This window comes from Pseudomonas akapageensis (assembly GCF_011355085.1).
Classification (GTDB): Bacteria; Pseudomonadota; Gammaproteobacteria; order Pseudomonadales; family Pseudomonadaceae; genus Aquipseudomonas; species Aquipseudomonas akapageensis.
On sequence record NZ_VXCP01000028.1, the window covers coordinates 57417 to 79889 of the forward strand.

General features: G+C 59.4%; 16 protein-coding genes. 9 read left to right on the forward strand and 7 right to left on the reverse strand.

Annotated elements, in window-relative coordinates:
- Positions 1 to 233: 233 nt before the first annotated feature.
- Positions 234 to 1436 carry an NAD(P)/FAD-dependent oxidoreductase gene (locus F2S13_RS18425; protein WP_166363361.1) on the reverse strand — a complete coding sequence of 401 codons (1203 nt, stop codon included), beginning with the start codon at positions 1434 to 1436 and terminating at the stop codon, positions 234 to 236.
- A gap of 132 nt (positions 1437 to 1568) precedes the next feature.
- Entirely contained in the window at positions 1569 to 2588 is a 1020-nt protein-coding gene (locus tag F2S13_RS18430) for a GlxA family transcriptional regulator (protein ID WP_166363363.1), read from the reverse strand.
- Positions 2589 to 2807: 219 nt separating this feature from the next.
- Here F2S13_RS18430 and F2S13_RS18435 point away from each other — a divergent pair, with 219 nt between their 5' ends.
- Together F2S13_RS18435 and F2S13_RS18440 are read left to right on the forward strand one after the other, a co-directional pair.
- Complete coding sequence (locus F2S13_RS18435; protein ID WP_166363365.1) at positions 2808 to 3794, forward strand: alpha/beta fold hydrolase; 987 nt, start codon at positions 2808 to 2810, stop codon at positions 3792 to 3794.
- Positions 3795 to 3970: 176 nt separating this feature from the next.
- A complete protein-coding gene (locus F2S13_RS18440; protein WP_166363367.1) occupies positions 3971 to 5428 on the forward strand; it encodes a catalase in 1458 nt (485 codons plus the stop codon).
- Positions 5429 to 5591: 163 nt separating this feature from the next.
- Here F2S13_RS18440 and F2S13_RS18445 read toward each other — a convergent pair whose 3' ends face one another.
- Positions 5592 to 11057, reverse strand: coding sequence for a trifunctional serine/threonine-protein kinase/ATP-binding protein/sensor histidine kinase (locus F2S13_RS18445; protein ID WP_166363555.1), 5466 nt, complete (start codon positions 11055 to 11057; stop codon positions 5592 to 5594).
- Between the two features lie 263 nt (positions 11058 to 11320).
- Between F2S13_RS18445 and F2S13_RS18450 the strand changes: the two genes are divergently transcribed.
- The 5 genes from F2S13_RS18450 (at position 11321) to wrbA (ending at position 15848) form a co-directional block, all read left to right on the forward strand.
- On the forward strand, positions 11321 to 11704 hold the full coding sequence (locus F2S13_RS18450; RefSeq protein ID WP_166363369.1) for a response regulator transcription factor: 384 nt from the start codon (positions 11321 to 11323) through the stop codon (positions 11702 to 11704).
- Between the two features lie 251 nt (positions 11705 to 11955).
- Positions 11956 to 13158, forward strand: a complete 1203-nt coding sequence (locus F2S13_RS18455) for an NAD(P)/FAD-dependent oxidoreductase (RefSeq protein WP_166363371.1) — start codon at positions 11956 to 11958, stop codon at positions 13156 to 13158.
- 252 nt (positions 13159 to 13410) lie between these two features.
- Complete coding sequence (locus F2S13_RS18460; protein ID WP_166363373.1) at positions 13411 to 14094, forward strand: nitroreductase; 684 nt, start codon at positions 13411 to 13413, stop codon at positions 14092 to 14094.
- An 82-nt stretch (positions 14095 to 14176) separates the two neighbouring features.
- Entirely contained in the window at positions 14177 to 15127 is a 951-nt protein-coding gene (locus F2S13_RS18465; RefSeq protein WP_166363375.1) for a ring-cleaving dioxygenase, read from the forward strand.
- Between the two features lie 91 nt (positions 15128 to 15218).
- Complete coding sequence (wrbA, locus tag F2S13_RS18470; protein ID WP_166363377.1) at positions 15219 to 15848, forward strand: NAD(P)H:quinone oxidoreductase; 630 nt, start codon at positions 15219 to 15221, stop codon at positions 15846 to 15848.
- A gap of 57 nt (positions 15849 to 15905) precedes the next feature.
- On the opposite strand, the gene F2S13_RS18475 is transcribed toward wrbA, so the two are convergent.
- Positions 15906 to 16517: a glutathione S-transferase family protein gene (locus F2S13_RS18475; RefSeq protein ID WP_343047523.1), complete on the reverse strand. Its 612-nt coding sequence runs from the start codon at positions 16515 to 16517 to the stop codon at positions 15906 to 15908.
- 178 nt (positions 16518 to 16695) lie between these two features.
- On the opposite strand from F2S13_RS18475, the gene F2S13_RS18480 reads away from it, so the two are divergent.
- Positions 16696 to 17706, forward strand: a complete 1011-nt coding sequence (locus tag F2S13_RS18480) for a glutathione S-transferase family protein (protein WP_218583987.1) — start codon at positions 16696 to 16698, stop codon at positions 17704 to 17706.
- 68 nt (positions 17707 to 17774) lie between these two features.
- On the opposite strand, the gene F2S13_RS18485 is transcribed toward F2S13_RS18480, so the two are convergent.
- Entirely contained in the window at positions 17775 to 18668 is an 894-nt protein-coding gene (locus F2S13_RS18485) for a tryptophan 2,3-dioxygenase (protein WP_343047524.1), read from the reverse strand.
- Positions 18669 to 19001: 333 nt separating this feature from the next.
- Here F2S13_RS18485 and F2S13_RS18490 point away from each other — a divergent pair, with 333 nt between their 5' ends.
- Entirely contained in the window at positions 19002 to 19913 is a 912-nt protein-coding gene (locus F2S13_RS18490; protein ID WP_166363379.1) for a LysR substrate-binding domain-containing protein, read from the forward strand.
- 4 nt (positions 19914 to 19917) lie between these two features.
- On the opposite strand, the gene F2S13_RS18495 is transcribed toward F2S13_RS18490, so the two are convergent.
- Positions 19918 to 21282, reverse strand: coding sequence for an amidase (locus F2S13_RS18495; protein ID WP_343047525.1), 1365 nt, complete (start codon positions 21280 to 21282; stop codon positions 19918 to 19920).
- Positions 21279 to 22397, reverse strand: a complete 1119-nt coding sequence (locus tag F2S13_RS18500; protein ID WP_166363381.1) for an iron-containing alcohol dehydrogenase — start codon at positions 22395 to 22397, stop codon at positions 21279 to 21281. Before F2S13_RS18500 ends, F2S13_RS18495 begins: the two co-directional genes overlap by 4 nt.
- Positions 22398 to 22473 lie beyond the last annotated feature (76 nt).

Here is a 22473-nt window from a genome sequence, read left to right on the forward strand (position 1 = left end):
GCACTCGCGCCACATCACGGTATCGTGGCAATCTCAGGCCGTTGGCCAGGTACCCTGTGTGGGCATCTTGTTGGGCCCGGTACGATCTTTGCCGTATCTCTCCAGGGCATAAGGCAGCTTGCCACGCTGCCTTTGATTCATCTGCACCAAAGCGACGTGTTCAGTTCTTTCCACGACTGCCTATTAAGTCTAGAAGAGTGGCGTATATGTAACGCGGATTCTAGGAGCGGGTCTCACGCCACCGGAATCAACGGATCGGCCGCTGCCAGGGCTGTGACGCGATCAGCGGCCGGCGGGTAGATCCACTGGGTGTTGATCTGGGTCTTGAGCGACTTGGCTTCCTCCTTGACCAACTTGAGCTGGCGGTCCCAACCTTCGGTAAACACCGCACCCCAGGTCCCCAGGTCAAGGCACGTCACATACTTGGGCTGACGGTAGGTGGTCGGGGCGACGCCCAGGAGGTCGGCGGCGGCATTGTTGCCGGCATGTCGACCCAGGGCGATCGCGTGCTGACAGGACATCGCCGAGAAGTTGCCAAGATCATCGGTGGCGGCATAGGCAACGTCACCGGCGGCAAAGATATCCGCCTGGCCCAATACCTTCAGGTTGTGGTCGACATGCAGCCGCCCCTGGGCGTTGCGTGCACCGGTCAGTAGTTCGGTCAGGGGGCTGGCGCGAAAGCCAATGGTCCAGATCACGGTCCTGGCCTCAATGCGCTTGCCATCGGCGAGGGTCACGCCGTAGGCATCGACCGCTGCAGCGGAGGTGTTCAGGACCCACTCGATGCCCAGATGCTCGGATGCCTCGACGATAGCAGGGCGGATGCCTTCGCCCATGGCCGCCCCGATTTGAGGGGCCCTGTCGACGACGATCACCCGCACATCCGTGTTGTCGCCCAGTGCGGCACGCAGGCGCGCAGGCATCTCGGTGGCGGTTTCGATACCGGTGAAGCCGCCACCGACAACGACGACTGTATTGCGTGCGGTGCTATAGGGTTGGTTCTTGAGGGTCTTGAGATGCTGCTCCAGGTAGACCGCTTCTTCGATCTGGTCCACATCGAAGGCGTGCTCGTGTATGCCGCCTGAATCCGGGCGGATGAGTTGGCTGCCGGTTGCCAGCACCAGCCGGTCATAGCGCAATGTGCCCTGGTGGCCAAACTCGCTGCTGTAGCCGACGGTTTTTCCCTGTTCATCGATGCTGTTGGCCGAACCCTTGATGAAGCGCACACCCACCGACTGGAACAATTCATCCAATGGCGCGAACATCGTGTGCACGTCGGCCTCATAAAAACGCGGGCGAATCCGCAGTTCGGCCTGGGGGGCCAGTACGCTGATCTGCACATCGTGACGGTCATGCATGTCCAACTGCCGGGCGGCGCTCAAGGCGCTCCAGACGCCGCCGAATCCTGCGCCAATAACCAGAATATGCTGTTTCATGAGCTTGCTTCCCAACACAGGTAACCAAAAGGTTGCCCATCGTAGAAGCAGCGCTGACTGTCCCCCTAGGCCATAAAACCCTGAGTTTCGGCCAGCGGCGAAGGTGAAGGCCTATCCGCAGGGGAGAGCAGGTCAGTCAGCCCGTGTGAAGCGGCTGCGATAGTCCCGGGGGGAAATGGAAAGATTGCGCTGGAATGTGCTGCGCATCCTTTCTTCGTCGCCAAAGCCACACAGGCGTGCGATCTGGTCAATGTTGCGCGGGGAATTCTCCAGCATCCGTCGCGCGGCCTCCATACGGAACAGCTCTATGGCTTTGGCCGGCGTGCGGCCAGTCTTGAGCTTGTAGACCCGGGCGAAGTTGCGCTGGCTCATGCGCGCCTGATCAGCCAGGCGCTCGACGGTGAGTTTTTCGTCGCCCAGGTTCTGTTCCAGCCACAGGTGCAGGTGCTCGAATGCGACGCTGTCTTCGGACTGCGATTGCAGCAACTGGCTGTACTGTGCCTGGCCGCCAGGGCGCTTGAGGTACACCACCAGATCCCTGGCCACTTGCATGGCCACCTCGCGACCACAGTCGGCTTCCACAAGCGCCAGCGCCAGGTCGATACCGGCGCTCACACCTGCCGAGGTCCAGATTGCGCCCTGCTGGACAAAAATGGCGTCGGCATCGACGTCGATCGACGGGAAGCGTCGCTTGAGCGTGTCGCACATTGCCCAGTGCGTGGCGGCACGCAGGCCGTCGAGCAATTGCGCCTTGGCCAGCAGAAACGCACCGCTGCAGACCGAGGCAGTCCGTCTGGCCTGGCGCGAGGCGGTGCGCAACCAATTTACCAGGTCTGCATAATTGTCCAGGTTCTGGCATATATCAGGGGCGCCAGGGACGATGAAGGTGTCGATGGGCAGCTCGGTCAACTGATCCAGGCGCTCGGTTTCCACGCACAGGCCTTCGGCCGTCTGGACCAGGCCGCCTTCCAGGCTGGCGGTATGCAACTGGTAGCCGGGCAATCCGCGCTCGGACATGGCTCTGGAGGCGGCCCAGAACACCGTCTGGGCACCGGTCAGATCAAGCAAGCCCACTTGATGATAGGCGACGAAGACCATGTGCCGGGATCGATCCAGGGGAAGGGGGGCAGGGGCCAGTGTCAGTTCAGTCATTGCAGTTTGTACCATGCCTGTTTTTCAAACGAAGTGCTGGAATAAGGGCTGCACACAGGCTTGTCAAGGAAAGGGTTACAGGCGGTAGACGAGAAGTTATCCGTGACCTGTGCCAGCGTGAAGTGGCGGAAATTCAGGGCTTTATGTCATGGCAGGCGCTATCTGGGCGCCATAGGCTGGACCGCGCTACATAAACCTCGTTCTATCAGGAGCATCCCCATGGCTGACGATTCTTCACTTTCAATTGATGAGTCTGTACGTCGAAACCTGTTGCTGGGTGGCCTGGCCGTGGCAGCCGTAGCCGCCTTGCCGGCCTCCGCGTCAGCGCAGACACCCGCTAAAAGCGCATCCTCCATCGCCAAGGGAAAACAGAGCGTGGGAACCATCGTTACCGCAGAAGGCGTCGAGCTTTACTACAAGGACTGGGGACCGAAGGATGGTCCGGTCGTCACCTTGAGCCACGGCTGGCCGTTGAATGCCGACAGCTGGGACTACCAGGCCTATTTCCTGGCCTCCCACGGTTTTCGCGTGATTGCCCATGACCGTCGCGGCCACGGCCGTTCGAGCCAGCCCTGGGACGGCAATGACATGGACCACTACGCCGATGACCTGGCTACCGTCATCAACACCTTGAACCTGCACAACGTGACCGCTATCGGCTTTTCCACCGGCGGTGGGGAAGTGGCGCGCTACGTCGGTCGGCACGGCACCTCGCGCGTCGCGAAAATCGGCCTGATCTCGGCCGTGCCGCCCCTGATGGTCAAGACCCCTGCCAACCCGGGCGGTTTGCCCATCGACGTGTTCGATGGCATTCGCACCGCAATGCTGGCCGATCGTTCGCAGGTCTTCAAGGACATCCCCAGCGGTCCGTTCTATGGCTTCAACCGTCCGGGCGCCAAGGTTTCCCAGGGCATGATCGATTCCTGGTGGCGGCAGGGGATGACCGGCGGCTTCAAGAACACCTTCGACTCGGTGAAAGCGTTTTCCGAAACCGACTTCACCCAGGACCTGAAGAAGTTCGACAAACCGACCCTGATCATCCACGGCGATGACGACCAGATCGTGCCGATCGACGCGGCGGGCAGGGCTTCGAAAAAGCTGGTGACCCATGCGCTGTTGAAAGTGTACCCGGGCGCGCCCCACGGTCTGACCGAAACCCATAAAGACCAGTGCAACCAGGATCTGCTGGCCTTCTTGCGCAGCTGATCCGGCGCCGCACCATTCTTGTTGCTTCCCTCCTTCAGCTGCGGCGACGCCTGATTCATCTGCCGAAGGCGGATGAATGCGAGAGTCACGATGTCTCTGGAAGATGACATCGATTCGATGCCTCTCGTCGTCACCCGCAGCTTTTTTACAAGCCCACACTATCGAGGCCCCAAGCCATGTCGAAAAACAGACTGACAACGGTCAACGGCGCTCCGGTCGTTGACAACTTCAACATCCAGACCGCCGGCCCCCGTGGGCCCGCCTTGCTGCAAGATGTCTGGCTGCTGGAAAAGCTCGCCCACTTCGATCGCGAAGTCATTCCGGAACGTCGCATGCACGCCAAAGGTGCCGGCGCTTTCGGTACCTTTACCGTGACCCATGACATCACCCGCTATACTAAAGCCAGCCTGTTCAGCGCGGTGGGCAAACAAACGCCGATGTTCACCCGTTTTTCAACGGTGGCGGGGGAGCGCGGGGCAGCCGATGCCGAAAGGGATATTCGCGGCTTTGCCGTCAAGTTCTACACCGAACAAGGCAATTGGGACCTGGTCGGCAACAATACTCCAGTGTTTTTCTTCCGTGACCCGTTGCGCTTCCCCGACCTGAATCACGCGGTGAAACGCGATCCGCGCACGGGAATGCGCAGCGCACAAAGCAACTGGGATTTCTGGTCGTCACTGCCCGAAGCGTTGCACCAGGTCACCATCGTCATGAGCGAACGGGGGATCCCGCGCAGTTATCGGCACATGCACGGCTTTGGCAGCCACACCTATAGCCTCATCAATGCCAACAATGAGCGGCACTGGGTCAAGTTCACCTTCAAGACGCAACAAGGCATTGCGAACCTGAGCGATGAAGAAGCCAGACACCTGATCGGCGAGGATCGGGAAAGCCATCACCGCGATTTGTTCGACAGCATCGAGGCCGGGGATTTTCCACGCTGGACGTTGTACATCCAGGTCATGACCGAAGCCCAGGCCAAGACTCATCCGGTCAACCCGTTTGACTTGACCAAGGTCTGGCCCCATGGCGACTACCCGCTGATCGAAGTCGGTTGCATCGAACTCAATCGCAACCCGCAGAACGTTTTTGCTGAAGTCGAGCAAGCAGCGTTTACCCCGTCCAGCATCGTGCCGGGCATCAGCTTTTCTCCGGACCGGATGTTGCAGGCACGCTTGTTTTCCTACGGCGATGCGGCGCGCTATCGACTGGGCGTCAACCACCACCAGATTCCGGTCAACACCGCCCGGTGCCCGGTGCACAGCTTCCATCGTGATGGCGCCATGCGCGTTGATGGCAACCATGGTGGCACGCTTTCTTATGTGCCCAACAGCGAGGGCGAATGGGCGGACCAACCCGGTTGGCGCGAGCCGCCGCTGGAGTTGTCCGGTGCCGCCGATCATTGGGATCATCGCCTCGACGATGACCATTACGAGCAACCCGGCAATTTGTTCCGCAAGATGACTGCGCAGGAGAAACAGGCGTTATTCGACAACACTGCGCGTTCACTTCGCTCGGTATCCGAGGATGTCCAACAGCGTCATATCGTCAATTGCACCAGGGCCGATCCTGAATATGGTGCAGGCGTAGCGAGATCGATCGCGAAATACACGGATTCTGGCGCCGATATCTAGTTTTGCAGTGGTATTACCGCATCACCCCAACACCCGATGCCAGTGCATCGGGTGTCGGGTTTTTTTTGTACTTGAGATTTGTGCAGGGTATGGCTACAGGACAGCCGTGGGAGCGGCCCCCCTTTCTGTTTCACGCCGAGTGGGCGTTGCGTTCGAGGTGTCTTTACGCGACGGGAAGAGTGAATTGAACGGTGGCCCCCCGGGGCTGGTTGGCGCTTGCCCATAAACGGCCGCCATGCGCCTCGATGATCGAGTGACAGATCGACAACCCCATCCCCAGGCCGGTGGGCTTGGTGGTGTAGAAAGCAGCGAAAATCCGGTCTGCGCTTTCCGAGGCAAAACCCGGCCCCGAATCGCTCACACTCACGCGTACGCAGCCAACATCATCCAATACCGAGCTGATATGCAATTGACGTTCGCTTTCGCTGACAGTGCTCATTGCCTCCAGCGCATTCATGATCAGGTTGAGCAGCACCTGTTGCAGTTCCACACGGTCTCCCTCGGTGAAGGGCAAGCCGTCCGTAAGTTGGGTCTGTATCGAGACGCCACTCTTGGTGATCTGGCCACGGGTGAATTCGATCATCTCGCGGATCGCTGCGTTGGTGTCCAGCGGCCCCTTTAGCGGTGGTGCCTTGCGGATATGGCCACGGATTCGCCCCAGCACATCCGCCGCTCGATTGGTTTCCATGATGAGACGGCCGAGAACCTGCCGTACCTCGTCGAGCTCCGGCGGCTGGGCGCTCATCCAGCGCAGCGCAGCATCGGCGTTGAGGATGGCCGCGGCAATCGGCTGGTTGACTTCGTGGACGATCGAGGCCACAAGCTGGCCCATGGTCGCAACGCGGTTCGCGTGGGCCAACTCGGTTTGCACTTCACGATAGCGTCGTTCGCTCTCGCGGATTTTTTCTTCCGCCTGCTTGCGCTCCGTCAGATCCAGCACGAAAGCGACCCCTTCCTTGCTACTGGCTTGGAACATGGCCAAACCGACGATGACCGGGAGGCGGCTACCATCCTTCCTGACATACTCCTTCTCGTAGGGTTGGGCGTGTCCGGTCTGCACAGCGTGCGCCATAGCGTGCTCGCTTTGCTCGCGAAACTCCGGCGGCGTCAGATCTCTCCAGCGCAGGTTGATCGAGGCCAGATCTTCCCGTTCGTATCCCACCATGCGAATAAATGCATCATTGGTCTCGATAATGTCACCGTCGGTATTCCAGACGACAATTCCAATGATGTTGGCGTCCACGAGGCGCCGGATCTTCGCTTCGCGTTCCGCCACCTCGCGGTACAAACGGGCATTTTCCAGCGAGATTGCAGCCTGTGAGGCCACCAGCTTCAACACGGCGATCCGGGCCGGGCCAAATACACGGGCGGTCAGATTGTTTTCAAGGTAGAGCGCGCCAACGAGCTTGGCCTGGTTCATCAGCGGCAGGCAGAGAATTGAACGGGCGCGATGCTGACGGATATAAGGGTCTGCGCAAAATGAAGCCTCGGCCACAGCATCGTCAAGAAAAACGCTCTCCCGGGTGCGCAGGACATGATAGAGAACTGACTCCGGCAGCAGCGCCGCACTCACCGGCGCATAGCTCAACTGCGTCGCATTGCCGCCGATAGTCACGTGCGCCGCTATCCGGTGCTCACTGCCGTCCGACAGGATCAACAGGCCTCGTTCGGCGCCGGCCTGTTCGATAGCGGTGCACATGATGATATCGATGAGCTGTTCCAGGACGATTTCCCCCGACACGGCCTGGGACACCTTGAGTACGGTGGCAAGATCGAGGTGTTCGACCGGTGTTGCCATCGTAGTCGTCGGGCCGAGTCTGTGTTCTTCGGTCCTCAGCAACGGATACCGCCTATCAAGCTGGCGCACCTTGCCATCGGCGCCCCAACGCAGGTAGCCGTACCGGGCATCCTGCAAATACACACGGGCGATCTTGCCAAGACCGCGCGCTGCGTAGAAGCGAGACGCGAGTTCGTTGGCAAGCGCCTCGATATGGACAAAGCTGCTCTCCTGGGCCGTGTGGATGGCTTGCTCATAAAGCAACTCGGCATCCATCACACGCCCTTCGACGCGGGCGATTTCGGCGCCGACCAGCGCGGCCCTGCTGGCGAAATTCTCCGGGCACTGTTGTGCCCAGGTCTGGAGCTGCCGGTGATCCGCCGCCATCGCGCTCAAGTGCTGCGCATGCTCGTCCACCGGGACACCGTCGCACCAGGCCGCCCGGGCCAGTGCGTCATAGAAGTAATATTCAGCTTCCTCGAAGAACAAGTGGGAAGTCCAGAGCAACTGCCGTGCCTTTGCGGCGGCTTGCATGGCCGCCCCTGGGTCATCGGCCATGTAGCGGGCCTGTAATTTGCGGACCCAGTACCAACACTCGGCCAGTGCCAGGTCCGAGTTGCTGGACAGGTGGGTTTCGGTGTCAAGCTCGTTGAATTGCCCGTCGTCAAAGCAACCGAAGCTTGGCGTCAAGCCTCGGAACATCCGGATCACCGCCAGTTGCGTGTCGATGAAATCGATGACCAGTCCGAAGCGCACCTTCCTGGCGTAAGCCAGGCCACGTTCGGCTTCGCCTTGCGCTTCGGGCAGCGGCTCACCCGCAAAAAGTGAGTTGGATGTGAGGCTGTTGCCTGCATAGGCGCCATATGGCAGGTCGCCGATCCGGTCAGCCGCGACAAACGAGCGGCGCAGCAGTTCGCGGCATTGCCCAACGGGTCTCATCCAGCGCACGGCAAAATTCGAGAAGCATAGAAAGGTGCTGGGTTCGAATCGCCTCAGGCCACGTCGTTCAACAAGTTTGCAGCCGAGCTGGCCGAATCGGAATCCAGCCTGGTAATCGCCGAAACGCCGTCCGGCGACTCTGAATGCATTGGCGTAATGCATACATGAGGCGTCGCAGTTACCCCACTCGAGACTGAGACTGATCGCCTTGGAGATCGATAGGCACGTCAGGTTCGCATCCGTCTGCACGGCAGGCGGGAATAGCTTGCACAGAGCGTTGACTGTCATGAGGGACACCGCGTCCTGCATCAGCGGCAAATCGATGAGTTCTTCGATTGACCGATCCCCCATCAACGACCAGATCCGGTCGTATTCCAGGCGCACGTCATCATCGCTCGGGTGGGCTGACCACTCTATGCCCACATGCCGCAGGTAGGCGAGACAGACAGCGACCGCGCTATCGCTGCGATCCAGGAGCAGGTAGACATCCATTTGCAGACAGGCGACGTTGGCGCGATCTATCGTGGTCGTGGCGCGATTCGACAGCGCCGTAAGGCGCTTGTCCGCGACAGGTAGCTGCCCGGTCAGGAACTCACATTCGGCCCGGTTCAACTCCAGCGCGAAGATCAGCCCATGCCGACGCGCCCAGCAGTCGTCGTCCAACAGCTGCGCACCCGTGCTGAGATAGTTGAGCGCCGAAGCATAGGCAGTCGACGCCTTGGCGCGCTGGCCGGCAATCAGGTTGAGCTCTGCCAGTTGCTCCCGCTCGCCCTGGTCGGTGAGCAGTGCGGCGCCGCGATTGAGCTGGCCCACGATTTCAAAGATCGTTTCCTCCCGCCTTTGCGGGGGCGTCTGCGCTGCCAGCAACCGCCCGATGCGCAGATGGGCTTCGGCGCGCGAATCCCTGGGGATCAGCGAATAGGCGGCTTCATGAATACGGTCGTGAACAAATCCATAGGCACCGTCCAGCCGCTCGACCAGTTCCTGGCGAATCGCCTCCCACAGTACCGCGCGGATCCGCATCCTGGGGATACCCAGAACGGTCGAAAGCGCCGTGATTCCGGCAACGTTACCCAGGCAGGCAAGCTGCTGCAACGCCTGCTGCGTCTCAGCCGGCAGGCGGGTCAGTTTGCCGACCATCAGGTCCACGATGTTGTCGGTGTAACCCTTGGCATGGATGCGATCCGGGTCCCAGCACCACTGCCGGGCGTCATGCTCGAAGGTCAGCAACTGCTCATCGGCGAGTGCTTGCAGAAACTGGATCACGAAGAACGGATTGCCGGCGGTTTTTTCGAGCACCAACTGTGCCAGGGGCTCGATGCGCGCAAGCTCGGCATGCAGCGCCTCGGCGATCAATTGCTCGATATGCACCTTGGCGAGCGGCGCCAGCGTGATCTCAACGATCCTGCCCCCCGCGTTTCGAATGGACTGGAGTTTGCTCGTCAGCGGGTGTGTGACATCCACCTCGTTACTGCGATAGGCGCCCACCAGCATCAAATGGCGCACATCCGAGCTGATCAGCAGATCTTCGAGCAGGTCGAGCGTTGCCGCGTCGAGCCACTGCAGATCGTCGAGAAACAGTGCGAGCGGATGTTCCGCCTGGGCAAATACACCGATAAAACGCCGGAACACCAGAAGGAAACGGCGTTGCGCCTGTTGGGGGCCAAGTGCCGGAACCGGTGGCGGCTCGCCGATGATGAGCTTCAGTTCGGGAATGAGGTCAGTCATGAGCCCCGCATTGGCGCCCAGCGCCTCCTGCAGCGCATCACGCCAGTTCGCCAGTTCCGTGTCGTTCTTGCCAAGCAGCGTGCGCACCAGGCTTTGAAATGCCTGCACCAGCGTCGAATAGGGTATGTCGCGCCTGTATTGATCGAACTTGCCGGAAGCGAAGAGTCCTCGCGGCGGTACCAGCACCTTGTGCAACTCATTGACCACCGAGGACTTGCCAATACCGGAATAGCCGGTGACCAACACGAGTTCCGGTGCGCTGTTTTCAATGATCCGATCGAACGCGGCGACCAGCGTGTCGATCTCAGGCTCGCGCCCGTAGAGTTTCTCGGGAATCAGCAGCCGATCGGAGGTGCCGTGCTCGTCTAGCGCGAAGGTATTGATCTGGTGCAAGTGCTGCCAGTCTGCCAGGCACCGCTGCAGATCAAGTTCAACACCAGCGGCCGTCTGGTAGCGCTCCTCAGCGGTTTTGGCCAGCAGCTTCATGACAATATGGGAGAGCGCCTCGGGGACGGATTCGACCCGCGAGCTGGGCGGCAGCGGTTGTTTTGCGATATGACAGTGCACCCATTCCATTGGCTCGGAAGCCGTAAACGGCAGCGAGCCGGTCAACATCTGGTAAAGCGTGACGCCGAAGGAATAGAGGTCGCTGCGTGAATCGATCGAGCGATTCATTCGCCCGGTCTGCTCAGGTGCCATGTAGGCGAGCGTGCCAGCGAGGGTCTCGGGCGCCTGTCGCTCGCGCGGCAGCCGCGAGGCGAGGCCGAATCCGGTGAGCCTGGCCTGTCCGTCGGTGCAGTTCACCAGGATATGGCTGGGCTTGATATCTTTATGGACGAGTCCTCGCTGGTGGAGCCTTCCCAGAGCCATCGCGATGCTGACAGCGAGACGCAAAAAAACAGTCGTTTCCATGGGCGCGCCGAGCAGCTGCACAAGCGGCACGCCGCCGGGATCCTCCAGCACCATCTGCATCTGACCACCCTCGCGTACCATCGCTATCGGTCGCACCGCCCACGCGCTATCCAGCTCGTCTTTCAGGCCAAACTCGTGAGCGAGACGGTCAAGGCAGGAGGGGGAAGGTTGTTCGGTGGCGGGCCGCGCAATCAGGACATTGCAGTCGCTGCAGGCATTCGGGTGTGGCTCCCGACAGAAGATACGCTCACCGTCGCCCCATAATATCTGCATGCTGTTATCTATCGGCGTGGGAGCAATAGGTTGTTTCTTATAGGCCATGTAGTTACTTGTATGCCATGTGGTTTTTAATATGCGGCAGTCCCAGCTTATGCAAGCCAGCGACGAGACGTCACTTGTACCTGGGTACAGCCGAAGTATCCTTTGGTTGCGCGCCCTCATACATTAATCTTGGAAAGTTATACTTAGGTATACTTGTCCATGTTATAAAGCCGCGTATGATGTAATAAGGATAGGTGCAATCACGAGCGACCCAAATGCTGCAAGACACTCAGTTGCGCAATACGACGATTATTGCAGTTGTCGATGATGACGACTCCATTCGGACAGCCCTGGAAAGCTTGTTGCGTTCCAGCGGTTATACAGCTCGAACCTATTGCAACGCTCTGGAGTTTCTCGGCGGGAACGCCCCCGCTGAAACACATTGCCTGATTTCCGATATCCATATGCCGGGAATGAGCGGGATAGAGATGCATGTATGGCTTGTCGCGAAGGGCTTCCACATCCCCACCATACTCATCACCGGTTATCCTGAAGCGGCGCCATTCCTTGGCGCCGATGCTCCGAGCCTGATTACCTTACTATCCAAACCCTGTGACACCGACAGGCTGCTGAGTTGCATAGAAACAGCCCTCCGCTAGCGGCACTGAGAACACTCTGGATGTTTTTTGCTGCCCCAGAAACATACCTTCGTATAAATTCCTGCGACTGGCGTATAACTCAGCTGAACCGATGTAGAAGTGTGCCTGGAAAAATCCGTCAATAACATGAAGCCGCAGCGGACGACTCGCTGTAACGAAGATGGGCTCCCTTCATTTCGGTGCCCGACATCGTCCAGTTCAAATTGAAGAATAACTTCAAGATTATTGACCACACTTCTGAGGAACACATCATGAAACAGCATATTCTGGTTGTTGGCGCCGGGTTCGGTGGTGTTTGGAGTGCATTGAGCGCCGCACGTTTGCTGGACATTCACCATCGCAACGACGTGGAAATCACCTTGCTGGCGCCCCAGGCGGAATTGCGCATGCGTCCCCGGTTCTACGAAACCGACGTGCACAAGATGTTCGCGCCCCTGGACGGGCTCTTCGACTCGGTGGGTGTACATTTCATCAAAGGCACCGCCGAGCGCATCGACGAACAGCAAAGGACTGTTGGCTACCGCGATGGGGCTGGCCGCCAGGGCGTGTTGGGCTACGACCGTCTGGTGCTGGCGGCCGGCAGCCAGCTAGCCCGCCCGACGGTGCCAGGCCTTGACGCCCATGCATTCGACGTTGATCAGATCGAAGCGGCGGTGCGCCTGGAGAACCACCTGAAATCCCTCGAGCACCGACCCCATAGCACTGCCCGCAACACCGTGGTAGTCGCAGGCGGCGGTTTTACCGGTATCGAAACCGCTACCGAGATGCCAGCACGCCTGCGCTCCGTGCTCGGTAACGATCAGGACATCCGCGTGATCATTGTCGACCGGGCGCCGCAGATCGCCGCGTCCATGGGGGACGGGATTCGTCCTTCGATCATCGAGGCCTCCGAACACCTGGGTATCGAATGGATACTCAACACCAGTGTGGCGGCGGTGGATGCCAACGGCGTCACCCTCGCCGATGGTCGCCATATCGAGAGCCAAACGGTGATCTGGACAGTCGGTTTTCGCGCCAACCCGCTAACCGAACAACTGAGCAGCGTCCACGATACCCAGGGGCGTTTGCATGTCGATCAGAACCTCAAGGTGTTCGGCCAGGAACATGTCTACGCTGCCGGCGACGTCGCCTATGCAGCTACCGATGACCTCGGCAACTTTGCAGCAATGTCCTGCCAGCATGCGATCTCTCTGGGCCGTCACGCCGGGAATAACGTCGCCGCGGATTTGCTGGGTGTCGCGCCCACTCCCTACCGTCAGCCCAAGTACGTGACCTGCCTGGATCTGGGGGCCTGGGGCGCGGTGTTTACCGAAGGTTGGGATCGTCAACTGAAGCTGGTCAAGGAACAGGCCAAGGACCTCAAGACGCAGATCAACACGATGTGGATCTACCCGCCAGCAGCTGATCGAGCCACCGCCCTGGCAGCGGCCGACCCGATGATTCCCGTGGCCTGAAAATCCAGCCTGAACGTGGCGTCCGTAACAGCATGACGGACGCCCGCCGAGCACCGCTGCAACCTTTTGAGAGAGCGGGCTTTGTTGTTCGCAAATCCGGAACCCTGCGTACAAGCACTGCGCCTTCTCAGCCAACATGAACGCTCATATGCTTCGGTCACGTCCAGGGATTCAAAAGAAACGGGAAGCGAGTAGACGCCAATACAACCGCAATAGCTAAGAAACCCATCTAATAATAAGGAGACGAAAACGATGCAGACCAGCCCATTCATTGATGATCTGATACGCGACCGTCGTACAAAGCGTGGTTTTCTGGATCGACCCGTATCGATGGAAATGGTGAAGGACATCCTTTCGGCGGCCAAGTATGCACCCAGTTCAAGTAACAGCCAGCCGTGGCGCTGTTATGTCATAACCGGTGAGGCGCGCGAGCGCATTACCACGGCCGCGGTGGAGGCGTACCGCGCAGCGCCCGATGGCCTGGTGCCGGAATATTCCTTTTTTCCTCAGCCGCTGCATGAGCCCTATGCGACCCGTTTCAATTCGTTTCGTGGCCAACTGGGCGAAGCTCAAGGATGCTGCCGAAGCGATATAGCCGGGCGGCGTCGAGACGTCGAGCGCCAGTTCCGTTTTTTCGACGCGCCCGTGGGCATCATTTTCACGATGGATCGCCGTCTGGAATGGGCCAGTTTCATTTGCTATGGCTGCTTTCTCCAGAACCTCATGCTGGCAGCGAAGGGGCGTGGTCTCGACACCTGCCCTCAGCAAATCTGGTCCCTGCAGCACCCGGTACTGCGCACTGAACTCAACCTTCCCGATGATCAAATGGTGGTAGCAGGCATGTCTCTGGGTTGGGCCGACAACAGCCTGGCGGAGAACCAGATGAGCTTGCCCAAGCTACAGATGGAAGAGTTCGTCACCTTCGTCAACGCATAACGACAGCAACCTTCACGCATTCGGCAGCCGCGCTGACAGCCGTGGCGGCCTTTGCTCGGCCAAACAAAAACAGGAGAACTACATGCCAACCATAAAAGGCTTTCACCATCTGACTGCCGGTGTCGCCGGCGCGCAAGAGGATGTGGACTTTTACGTGAAGCTGCTGGGACAGAGCCTCGTCAAGAAGACGGTCCTGCTTGACGGTGACGACCCCATCTATCACTTGTATTACGGCAACGCCAAAGGGGATGCGGGTACCCTCGTGACCTCGTTCCCCTTCAAGCAAAGGGGCGTGAAAGCCCGTCCGGGTTCTGGACAGATCAAGGTCATCAACTATTCCGTTCCCAAGCATTCCCTGGAATTCTGGCGGGCCCGTTTCGCCGCCAAAGGCGTCCCATTCGCCCAGCAAGTGGTGTCGCGTTTCGGCGAAACGCGCCAGCGCTTTCAGCATCCGTGCGGCATCGAGTTCGATCTGGTGGCCACGGATCAGGACACCCGTCCACCGTGCATCGCCAGTGATATTCCAGAAGAGTTCGCCATCCGTGGCGTGCACAGCATCACGCTGTCGCTGCGTGAAGTGGCGGAATCGATCATCTTCATGCAGGAAGCCCTGGGCTTTCGCCATGCAGCCGAAGAGGGGCCCTACCACCGTTTTGAATCAGGCACGGGTGGACTGGGAACCATCGTCGAATTCCAGCATGAACCCGATCGTTTGCAAGGCTCATCGATCTACGGGGAAGGCACGATCCATCACGTCGCGTTCGCCGTGGACAACGTCGAGCAGCAAATGGTGTTGAAAGAAAAGCTGATGGCGATGGGGCATATCGACACCTCCGAATCGGTGCATCGCAATTACTTCCGTTCCATGTACTTCAAGATGCCGGGCGGGGTGATGTTCGAGGCAACCACTACCGACATCGGTTTTACCATCGACGAAGCGCAAGACCGGCTCGGTTCCGAGTTTCAACTCCCATCCTGGCTGAGCGAGCGCAAGGACGAGTTGCTCGCCCGGCTGGAGCCGATTTCCGTCTAGGTCCGCAACACAGCAGTCAACACGCCGCGACGTTGCCGCAACGTCGCGGTTCACACCCCGCCAAACTAAGGTTTCAACATAAGGTTCCAACATGTCAAAGCCAAAAGTCCTGATTGTTTTTTACTCACGCGCAGGTTCCACGGAAACTCTCGCCAACGCGATCGCCCAAGGCGCCATCGCCGAAGGCGCCGAGGTTCGGCTGCGTCGGGCCCGGGAGCTGGTCAGCCACGAAGTCATGCTGCAAGCACCCGGCTGGTACGACAGTGCAGAGGTCATGAACGCAAAGTATGAACGGCCGAGCGAAGCCGACGCCGAATGGGCCGACGCCATCATCTTCGGTACGCCAACGCGGTTTGGTTCTATCGCCTCGGAACTGAAGGCGTATATCGATAGCCTCGGCGGCTTGTGGTTCGCCGGCAAGCTCAATGGGAAAGTGGGTTCAGTGTTTGGCGCGACGTCCTCCAGACATGGCGGCAACGAAGCGACCCTTTTGTCGATCTATGGCCCGATGGCCCATCTCGGCCTCATCATCGTACCGCTCGGCTACGCAGACCCGGCGATGTTCAAGGCCGGTACGCCGTATGGCGCAACCCATGTGTCGAATCGCGATACCTTGACACCGGATGAAGACCACCTGGCAGTCGCGCAATTCCAGGGCAGGCGAGTCGCCTCCGTCGCCAAGTCATTGCGGTGCCCACAACGGGTCACTGAAGCGGCCTGAGTCGAACGGCCAGCCTCATCCCTCTGTCCAGCGAGGCGACTACAGGCGCCTCGCTTTTCAACCCGCATGAAATAGATCGATCCAACCGGGTTGGTCCTTGATCCGTGTTATCCATCGCTCAATGGAGGGGAATTTGTCCATGTCGAATCCACCTTCGGTTGCCAGTGAGACATAGGCAAACACCCCCAGGTCGGCCACGGTATAGGCGTCGCCGACGAGCCAGTTGTGCCCGGATAACCATTGCTCGAGCTTTTCCAGCGCGGGGTAACCCTCGGCGTGGAATTGCTGGATCTGCTGTGCCATGGAATCAGCGACACCCTTCAGATGGTACACGCGGCACAGGGCAAGCGGCTTTTGCAGATCTGCCTGCTCGAACGACAGCCAGCTGAATATTTCAGCTTGCAGCCAGGGATCGTCAGGAAGGTAACGGCTGCCCTGCGCCAGATAGCACAGGATGGCAGCGGATTCGACAAGGGTCCTGCCGTCGTCAAGTTGCAGTACGGGGACTCGAGCGAAACGGCTGATCTTCTTGAATGCAGGACTTGCTGCTTCGCCCTTGGCCAGATCCAGGGTGATGCGTTCGTACGGTATCCCCAGCTGATTGAGCAATATGCGTACTTTCCACGAGTTGCCCGAGAACCGACTGTCATAGAGTCGCAAGATGTTCACTCCAAGGAAACGGGGGGGCGGCCTGAAAAGTAATCATATCGTCCTTTCAACTGCAGAGCCGCGTTTACCCAGTAATAACTTTATAGGCAGAGCTTTTATCAAAAACGTTGTTTAGAACGAAGGAGTATTTTACGTGCCTGTTGATAATACAGCTGTAATGGCGAGTAGTGAGCAGTTGATGAACATGGCGGGCGCTGCGCGCGCTGCCATTGTAGATCCAGCTCGAATCACCCTGGTGGGTGATGATCCGAACCCGCGCTTCGAACTGTTCCATGCAGCGAGCTCGCTGTGCTCGCAAAAGGTGAGGACGGTTCTTTTCGAGAAGGGGCTGGCCTACCGTTCGAACGACATGATCATTCTGTGTGCGATGGGGGTTGACGGGATCATCCCGGCGGAACACTACAGTCCTGCCTATGTCCGTTTACGCTTGATTGCTGGCCGAGAGCTGAACCAGGATTTCGTCACCCGTTACAGCGGGCGCACGTCAGTCGAATCGGAAGGCTTTGATCCCTGTGTCGTGCCGTTGCTCATTGACTATGAGGCTGGTCGGGTGATCGTGGACTCCAAGCGGATCTGTTGCTATCTCGATGCTGTGTCGCGTGAGCCGGTTCAGCTGTTGTGCGATGAGCCGCAAGCGCGTGCCGAAGTGATGCGCCAGGTGGAGATCGTCGACAGGATCCCGAACGGAGCACTGCTCTATGGATTTCATCCGGATGCCGATAGACGGCCGGATATCCTCAAGTCGGTGATGGAAACGGTGTATGAATGCAAAATCATGGCGCTGGAGGCTTTGGCCGCCGCCAACGCCGATGACCCGGCACTGGTCGCCGCCTATCGCGCCAAGATCGTCAAGGAAAGCGGTGGCAAGCAGGTGCGCCATGACGCGGACTTTCAACGGGCCGCTCGCCAGCACACGAGGGATCTGTTGGCGGAGCTGGAGCATACGCTGGCTGCGCAATCGTTGCCCCGTCCGGACGGTAATGGCTTCTCGCTCGGCGATGTGGTCTGGGGCGTCAATCTTGTTCGCCTGGCGTACCTCGGGCTGGCATCCCTGTGGGATGAACTTCCCAACGTGGCGCGGTATGTCGATGCACTTGTTCAGCGGCCTTCGCTGCGCAAGGAAGCCATTCAGGCTTCGATCGATTCGCTGCCGCCCTCCGGCTATCTGGATGCCCTCGTGACCCGCTGAGCCCAGGCGGCTCAGCGGGGTACTCCAGATGAACAGCATGGGAGCGCGTCGACACCGCTGGCGGGTCGTCAGCTCCTGTGCTTGGCCATGTGCGGGCATACCGCCGGTGGATCGCCGATGAAGGTGCGGGCCGACCAAAGTTCCGGGAATGGAATTTCGTCCAGCGTGGGCACCAGCCATGCGATGCCTTCGGTGCCGAAGTAGGCAGGCCGTGCACCGAAGGTGCGGCGTGTTGCCATCAAGTGGCGATACTTCCAGTTACTGAATCCCTCGGCGATATCGGCGAGCGTTTCACCGAGCTGCTGGAGTTCGATGTTGCTGTCGGAGTCGGTGTAGATGTCGCGCCAAACCTGCTCGATTTCCTTGCTGGGAGAGTAGGGCGCACTCAGGTCGCGTTCGAGCACCTCTATTGGCACTTCCATGCCACGGCGGCGCAGATAGGCGAGCACGTCGTCATAGATGCTCGGTTCAGCCAGCGCCTTTTCAAGTTGTGCCCAGCGCTCGGGTTGCGGCTTGAAATGTTGCAGATGCACGGCTTGCTTGATCCCAAGCAGATACACCATGTGCCGATACGTCCACCCCTGCAGTGCGGTGTCCTTGCCAAAAAGGGCAGCGACACGTGAAAGGATGGCCAGCAAGTCGTTGGGAGTCATCCAGGCGATCGAGCCCCAGGTCGCGTCAATCACTTTTTGATGTTCAACCACACGCAGCAGCGTTCGGTAGGCCTGGGGTAGATCATCGGCGCGCAATTGCCTTTGCGCTGTCTGGAACTCCTTGATGATGAGCATCCAGTAAAGTTCGGTCGCTTGCACGTGAGCCATCCAGGCGTGCTCGCCAGGATGATCGCTGATCGTACGTTGCAGGGAGTGCAGCGCGTCGGTCTGGATCCAGGCGCTGTAGGGCGTTTGCCCGGGCGGAGTGATGACTGGCTCGTGCTTTTCAGGGTTAAGGGTATCGTTCACTTTTATGCTCCTTGTTGTTTTCAAGCCCATTAGCAACCTCGGGTCAGTGCCACTTGCCGGCAAGCACAGCAGGCACGCGACTTTAATAAAACTCGGCGCAATGGATATTGTTTGGAGAAAAGGAATATTAGGTTTGTTCGCAGGGCTTTAGAAGTTGGTGGCCTTGTACGCTAAGTTCCGAAACAGCGAACGATCTCTCGCGCTTATGGAAGTTGCAGTGCATTATCATGTGGCGGCGAAAGGCTAAACTTGCGTTGCAGTGTCGATGCTTGATTTCACGAATTTATTGCTCAGAACGCTCTCCATCATGATTCTATTCAGGCGAGAACCCAGATGCTGGATTTGAAGGACGTTTATTACTTCGTTCAAGTGGTCGACCGTGGCAGTTTCACCGCCGCTGGTAACAGCCTGCGCCTGCCTAAATCAACGTTGAGCCACCGGATTCAGGAACTGGAGGCTTATCTCGGCGTCCGGCTGATTAACCGCACATCGCGTCAATTCAGCATGACGGACGTTGGTTCCGAATTTTACCAACACGCCATCGCCATGCTGCATAGCTCGGACGTCGCTGAAGAGGCAGTGCGGCAAAGGCTGGCCGAACCCAGCGGTGTTATCCGCATCACCACCGCCGTCGAAATCGCCCAGTTCGCGCTGCGCGACCTGCTTCCGGTCTTCCTTGCCCGCTATCCCAAAGTGCAAATTGTGGAAATACTGACTGACAGGCTGGTGGATATTGTCGGTGAAGGCTTTGACCTGGCGATACGCGGGCATATCGCGCCGTTACAGGACTCGTCCCTGATACAGCGCGCCATTGCGAAGGTCCCGTGGTGCCTGTTTGCCGGCTCGCAATACCTGGAACAGATGGGCAGGCCCGCACACCCCGAAGATCTGGCGCAGCACGCGACGATTTCGATCGTGCGGGGAGGGCCGGCACAATGGCAGTTGCGCGAAGCGTCCGGCACGGAAATCACTGTACCGATTGCCCCCAGGTTCCAAAGCAACGACATGACTTCAACGAAGGAGGCCGCCTGTGCAAACCTGGGCATTGCTGCTCTGCCAGGTTACATCTGCAAGGCGGAACTGAAGGCCGGAACATTGCAGCGCGTCCTGCCTGGCTGGATGGTCGCGGACGCGCGCATGACCGCATTGATGCCCTATCGGACCGGACTTTTACCTGCGGTAAGGGCGCTGATAGATTTTCTCGCCGTCGAGATCCCCAAGGCGACAACCTTCGACGACGAGTAATCCCTCACTCTGTTGCGGCCGAAGCCAGCAGGCGCTCAAGTTTCAGTGCGACCTGCAGCAAGCCGCGATCGTCCCCGGGGCGCGCGACGATCTGCAGACCTGCGCGCAGGTTGTCGTGGTGCAAGGGCAACGGAATCGAGATTGCAGGGAAGCCAGCGAGATTGAACGGCGCGGTGTAGGTCATCAGCGCTTCGCGGACCGTACCCCGCCAAGCGCCAATGCTCATCGTCGTTGCATCAACGCGTGGTGCGGTACATGGGCAGGTCGCCAGCACCAGATAATCGACGTTTGCCATGGCTCGGCTGAGCTTCGCCGTGAAGTGCCGACGCGCTTGCTGCCAGTGCGCGTAGTCGCCCAAGGCAACGTTCCTGGCGAGGTCAAGTCGGCCAACCGTCTCGGCACCGTAGTGACGAGTGATGAAGTCCCAGTCATTGCGCGCAAAGTGGCTAATGCCACCCTCGGTCAGGACAATGCCGGCGAATGCCTGGAAAACCCCGTCGAACAGGCCGGCCGTGTTGACCTCGTCACAGGGGTAGCTGCGGCCCAGGGTGGCGATGGCCTGCTCGAAAGACATTGCCACCTCGGCACTCAAGGGGACCGGTTCGATGTGGCGAATCACCCCGAAGCGCGGTGACTCGGCCGTTTCGCCGCCCTGCAGCGCAACGCCCAGAGCATCCGCCAGCACCGTGACGTCGTCGACGCTCGCGCCGAGCAGGCCCGGGTGGTCCAGGCTCGGCGCCAGCGAGAAGATGCCCTGTGTGGGAAATGTCCCAAAGGTCGGCTTGAAGCCGACCACCCCGCATAGCGCGGCCGGAATGCGCACCGACCCACCGGTATCGGTACCCAGGCCCGCCGCGACGGCACCGTACGCGATCGCCGCCGCCGCACCGCCACTGGAACCCCCGGGAATGCAGCGCGTATCCAGCGGATTGAGCGTGTCGCCAAACGCGCGGCTGGCCGTCGTGACCCCCCAGGCGAATTCGTGGGTCGTCGTTTTGCCGATGATAATCGCGCCTTGCTCCACCAGCCTGCGCACGATAGCGGCATCTGTCGATGGAACATTGCCGATGTAGGCCGCCGAGCCATAACGCGTTTCGATGCCCTGGGTATCGATCAGGTCCTTGACGCCGATGGCCAGGCCCTCGAGTGGCCGAGCGCAACCCTCGGCATACTTGCGATCGCTTTCTGCTGCGGCCGCCAGTGCCTTGTCCCACGCAATGGTCGCGAACGCATTGACCGCGCGCTGGCTCGACCAGGCGATGCTCAATACGTTGCGTGTCAGGGCAACGGTGCTCATGCGCCTGCCCGCCAATGCATCGCGGGCTTCGCGCAGCCCCGGCGCCCGGTTGTTCAGGAAGGGGCCGCTCACCAGAGACTCTCCAGTAGCATATCGAGCTTGGCAGACGCATTGCTGCCCAGATCATCGACCTCTTTCGGGTAGTTCGTTTTGAGCAAATCGGCGACTTTCGCCAGTTGCGACTTGTCGATATCGAAGCTGCTTATCCGATTTGGCAGACCAAGGGTGGTCACCAGATTGGCGATCCTGTTGGCGAGCTGCTCTGCGGCCGATTCGGTGCCTTGCCGTGTGGACAATGCATCGAATTTCGCACCGTAATACTCGGCGCACGCACGAATGACGGGTGCCAGCGTGATGCATGAAGTGGCGCTGTGAGGCAGCCCGAAGGTGCCGCCGAGAATATGGCCGATCCGGTGACTGAGCCCGTAGGTGACCGACGCCGGCGAGAAATAACACTGCCACGCGGCGAGCTGAAGTTGCAGCAGGTCGTCGATTGTGACCAGTCCGTTGGCAATGGCGCTGCGCGTATCGATCTCTTTCGGCCACTTCTCCAGGACGGCAAAGAAACGCTCCAATCCGCTTGCCGCCATGATCGTGTGGGGATGGTCAGTACCGACTATGCGCATCCCTTCCACCGCGTGGTCCATACCCTTGATGGCCGAGGACAATAACAACGGGCGGGGCGTATCAAGCAAAAGGATGGGGTCGATCACGACCACCCTGGGCACCGTTTCCCGGATCGCATAGCTGCGTTTGAATTTCTCCGGACCGCCAGTCTCGGTGATGCCGAAATAATGCGAAAACTCGGAACCGGACAATGTCGTCGGCAGGGCCGCGATCGGAAGGTAACGGCCCGTCTGCTGGAAGTGCAGATACGACACCGCCTTGGCGGCATCAAACACTGAGCCACCACCGAGCGCGATGATCGAATTGGCTTCGAGACGAATGCAGGCAGCCAAACCCTCCTGGACCGAGACATCGGGCACATGTGCAGGCAAATCGGTAAAGATGCCCACACCCTGTTTGATATGCGGTTGCACGTGAGTCCTGTTCAAGTGCTCCAGGGCTGTTGCCGTGAACGTGATAGGGCGGTCAATGCCGTAGTCGCCAAGGCGGGCGACGGTATCGGCGAGGATGTTTGCGCCCCAAATGACTGAATCCTGCGGCAGGCAATTCAATTTATTCATTCTTATCGACCTATACGAGTGGCGAATGCAGATTGGCGACAGCGCTGCCTGCAGTTCGAGAGCCTCGGACGAGCTC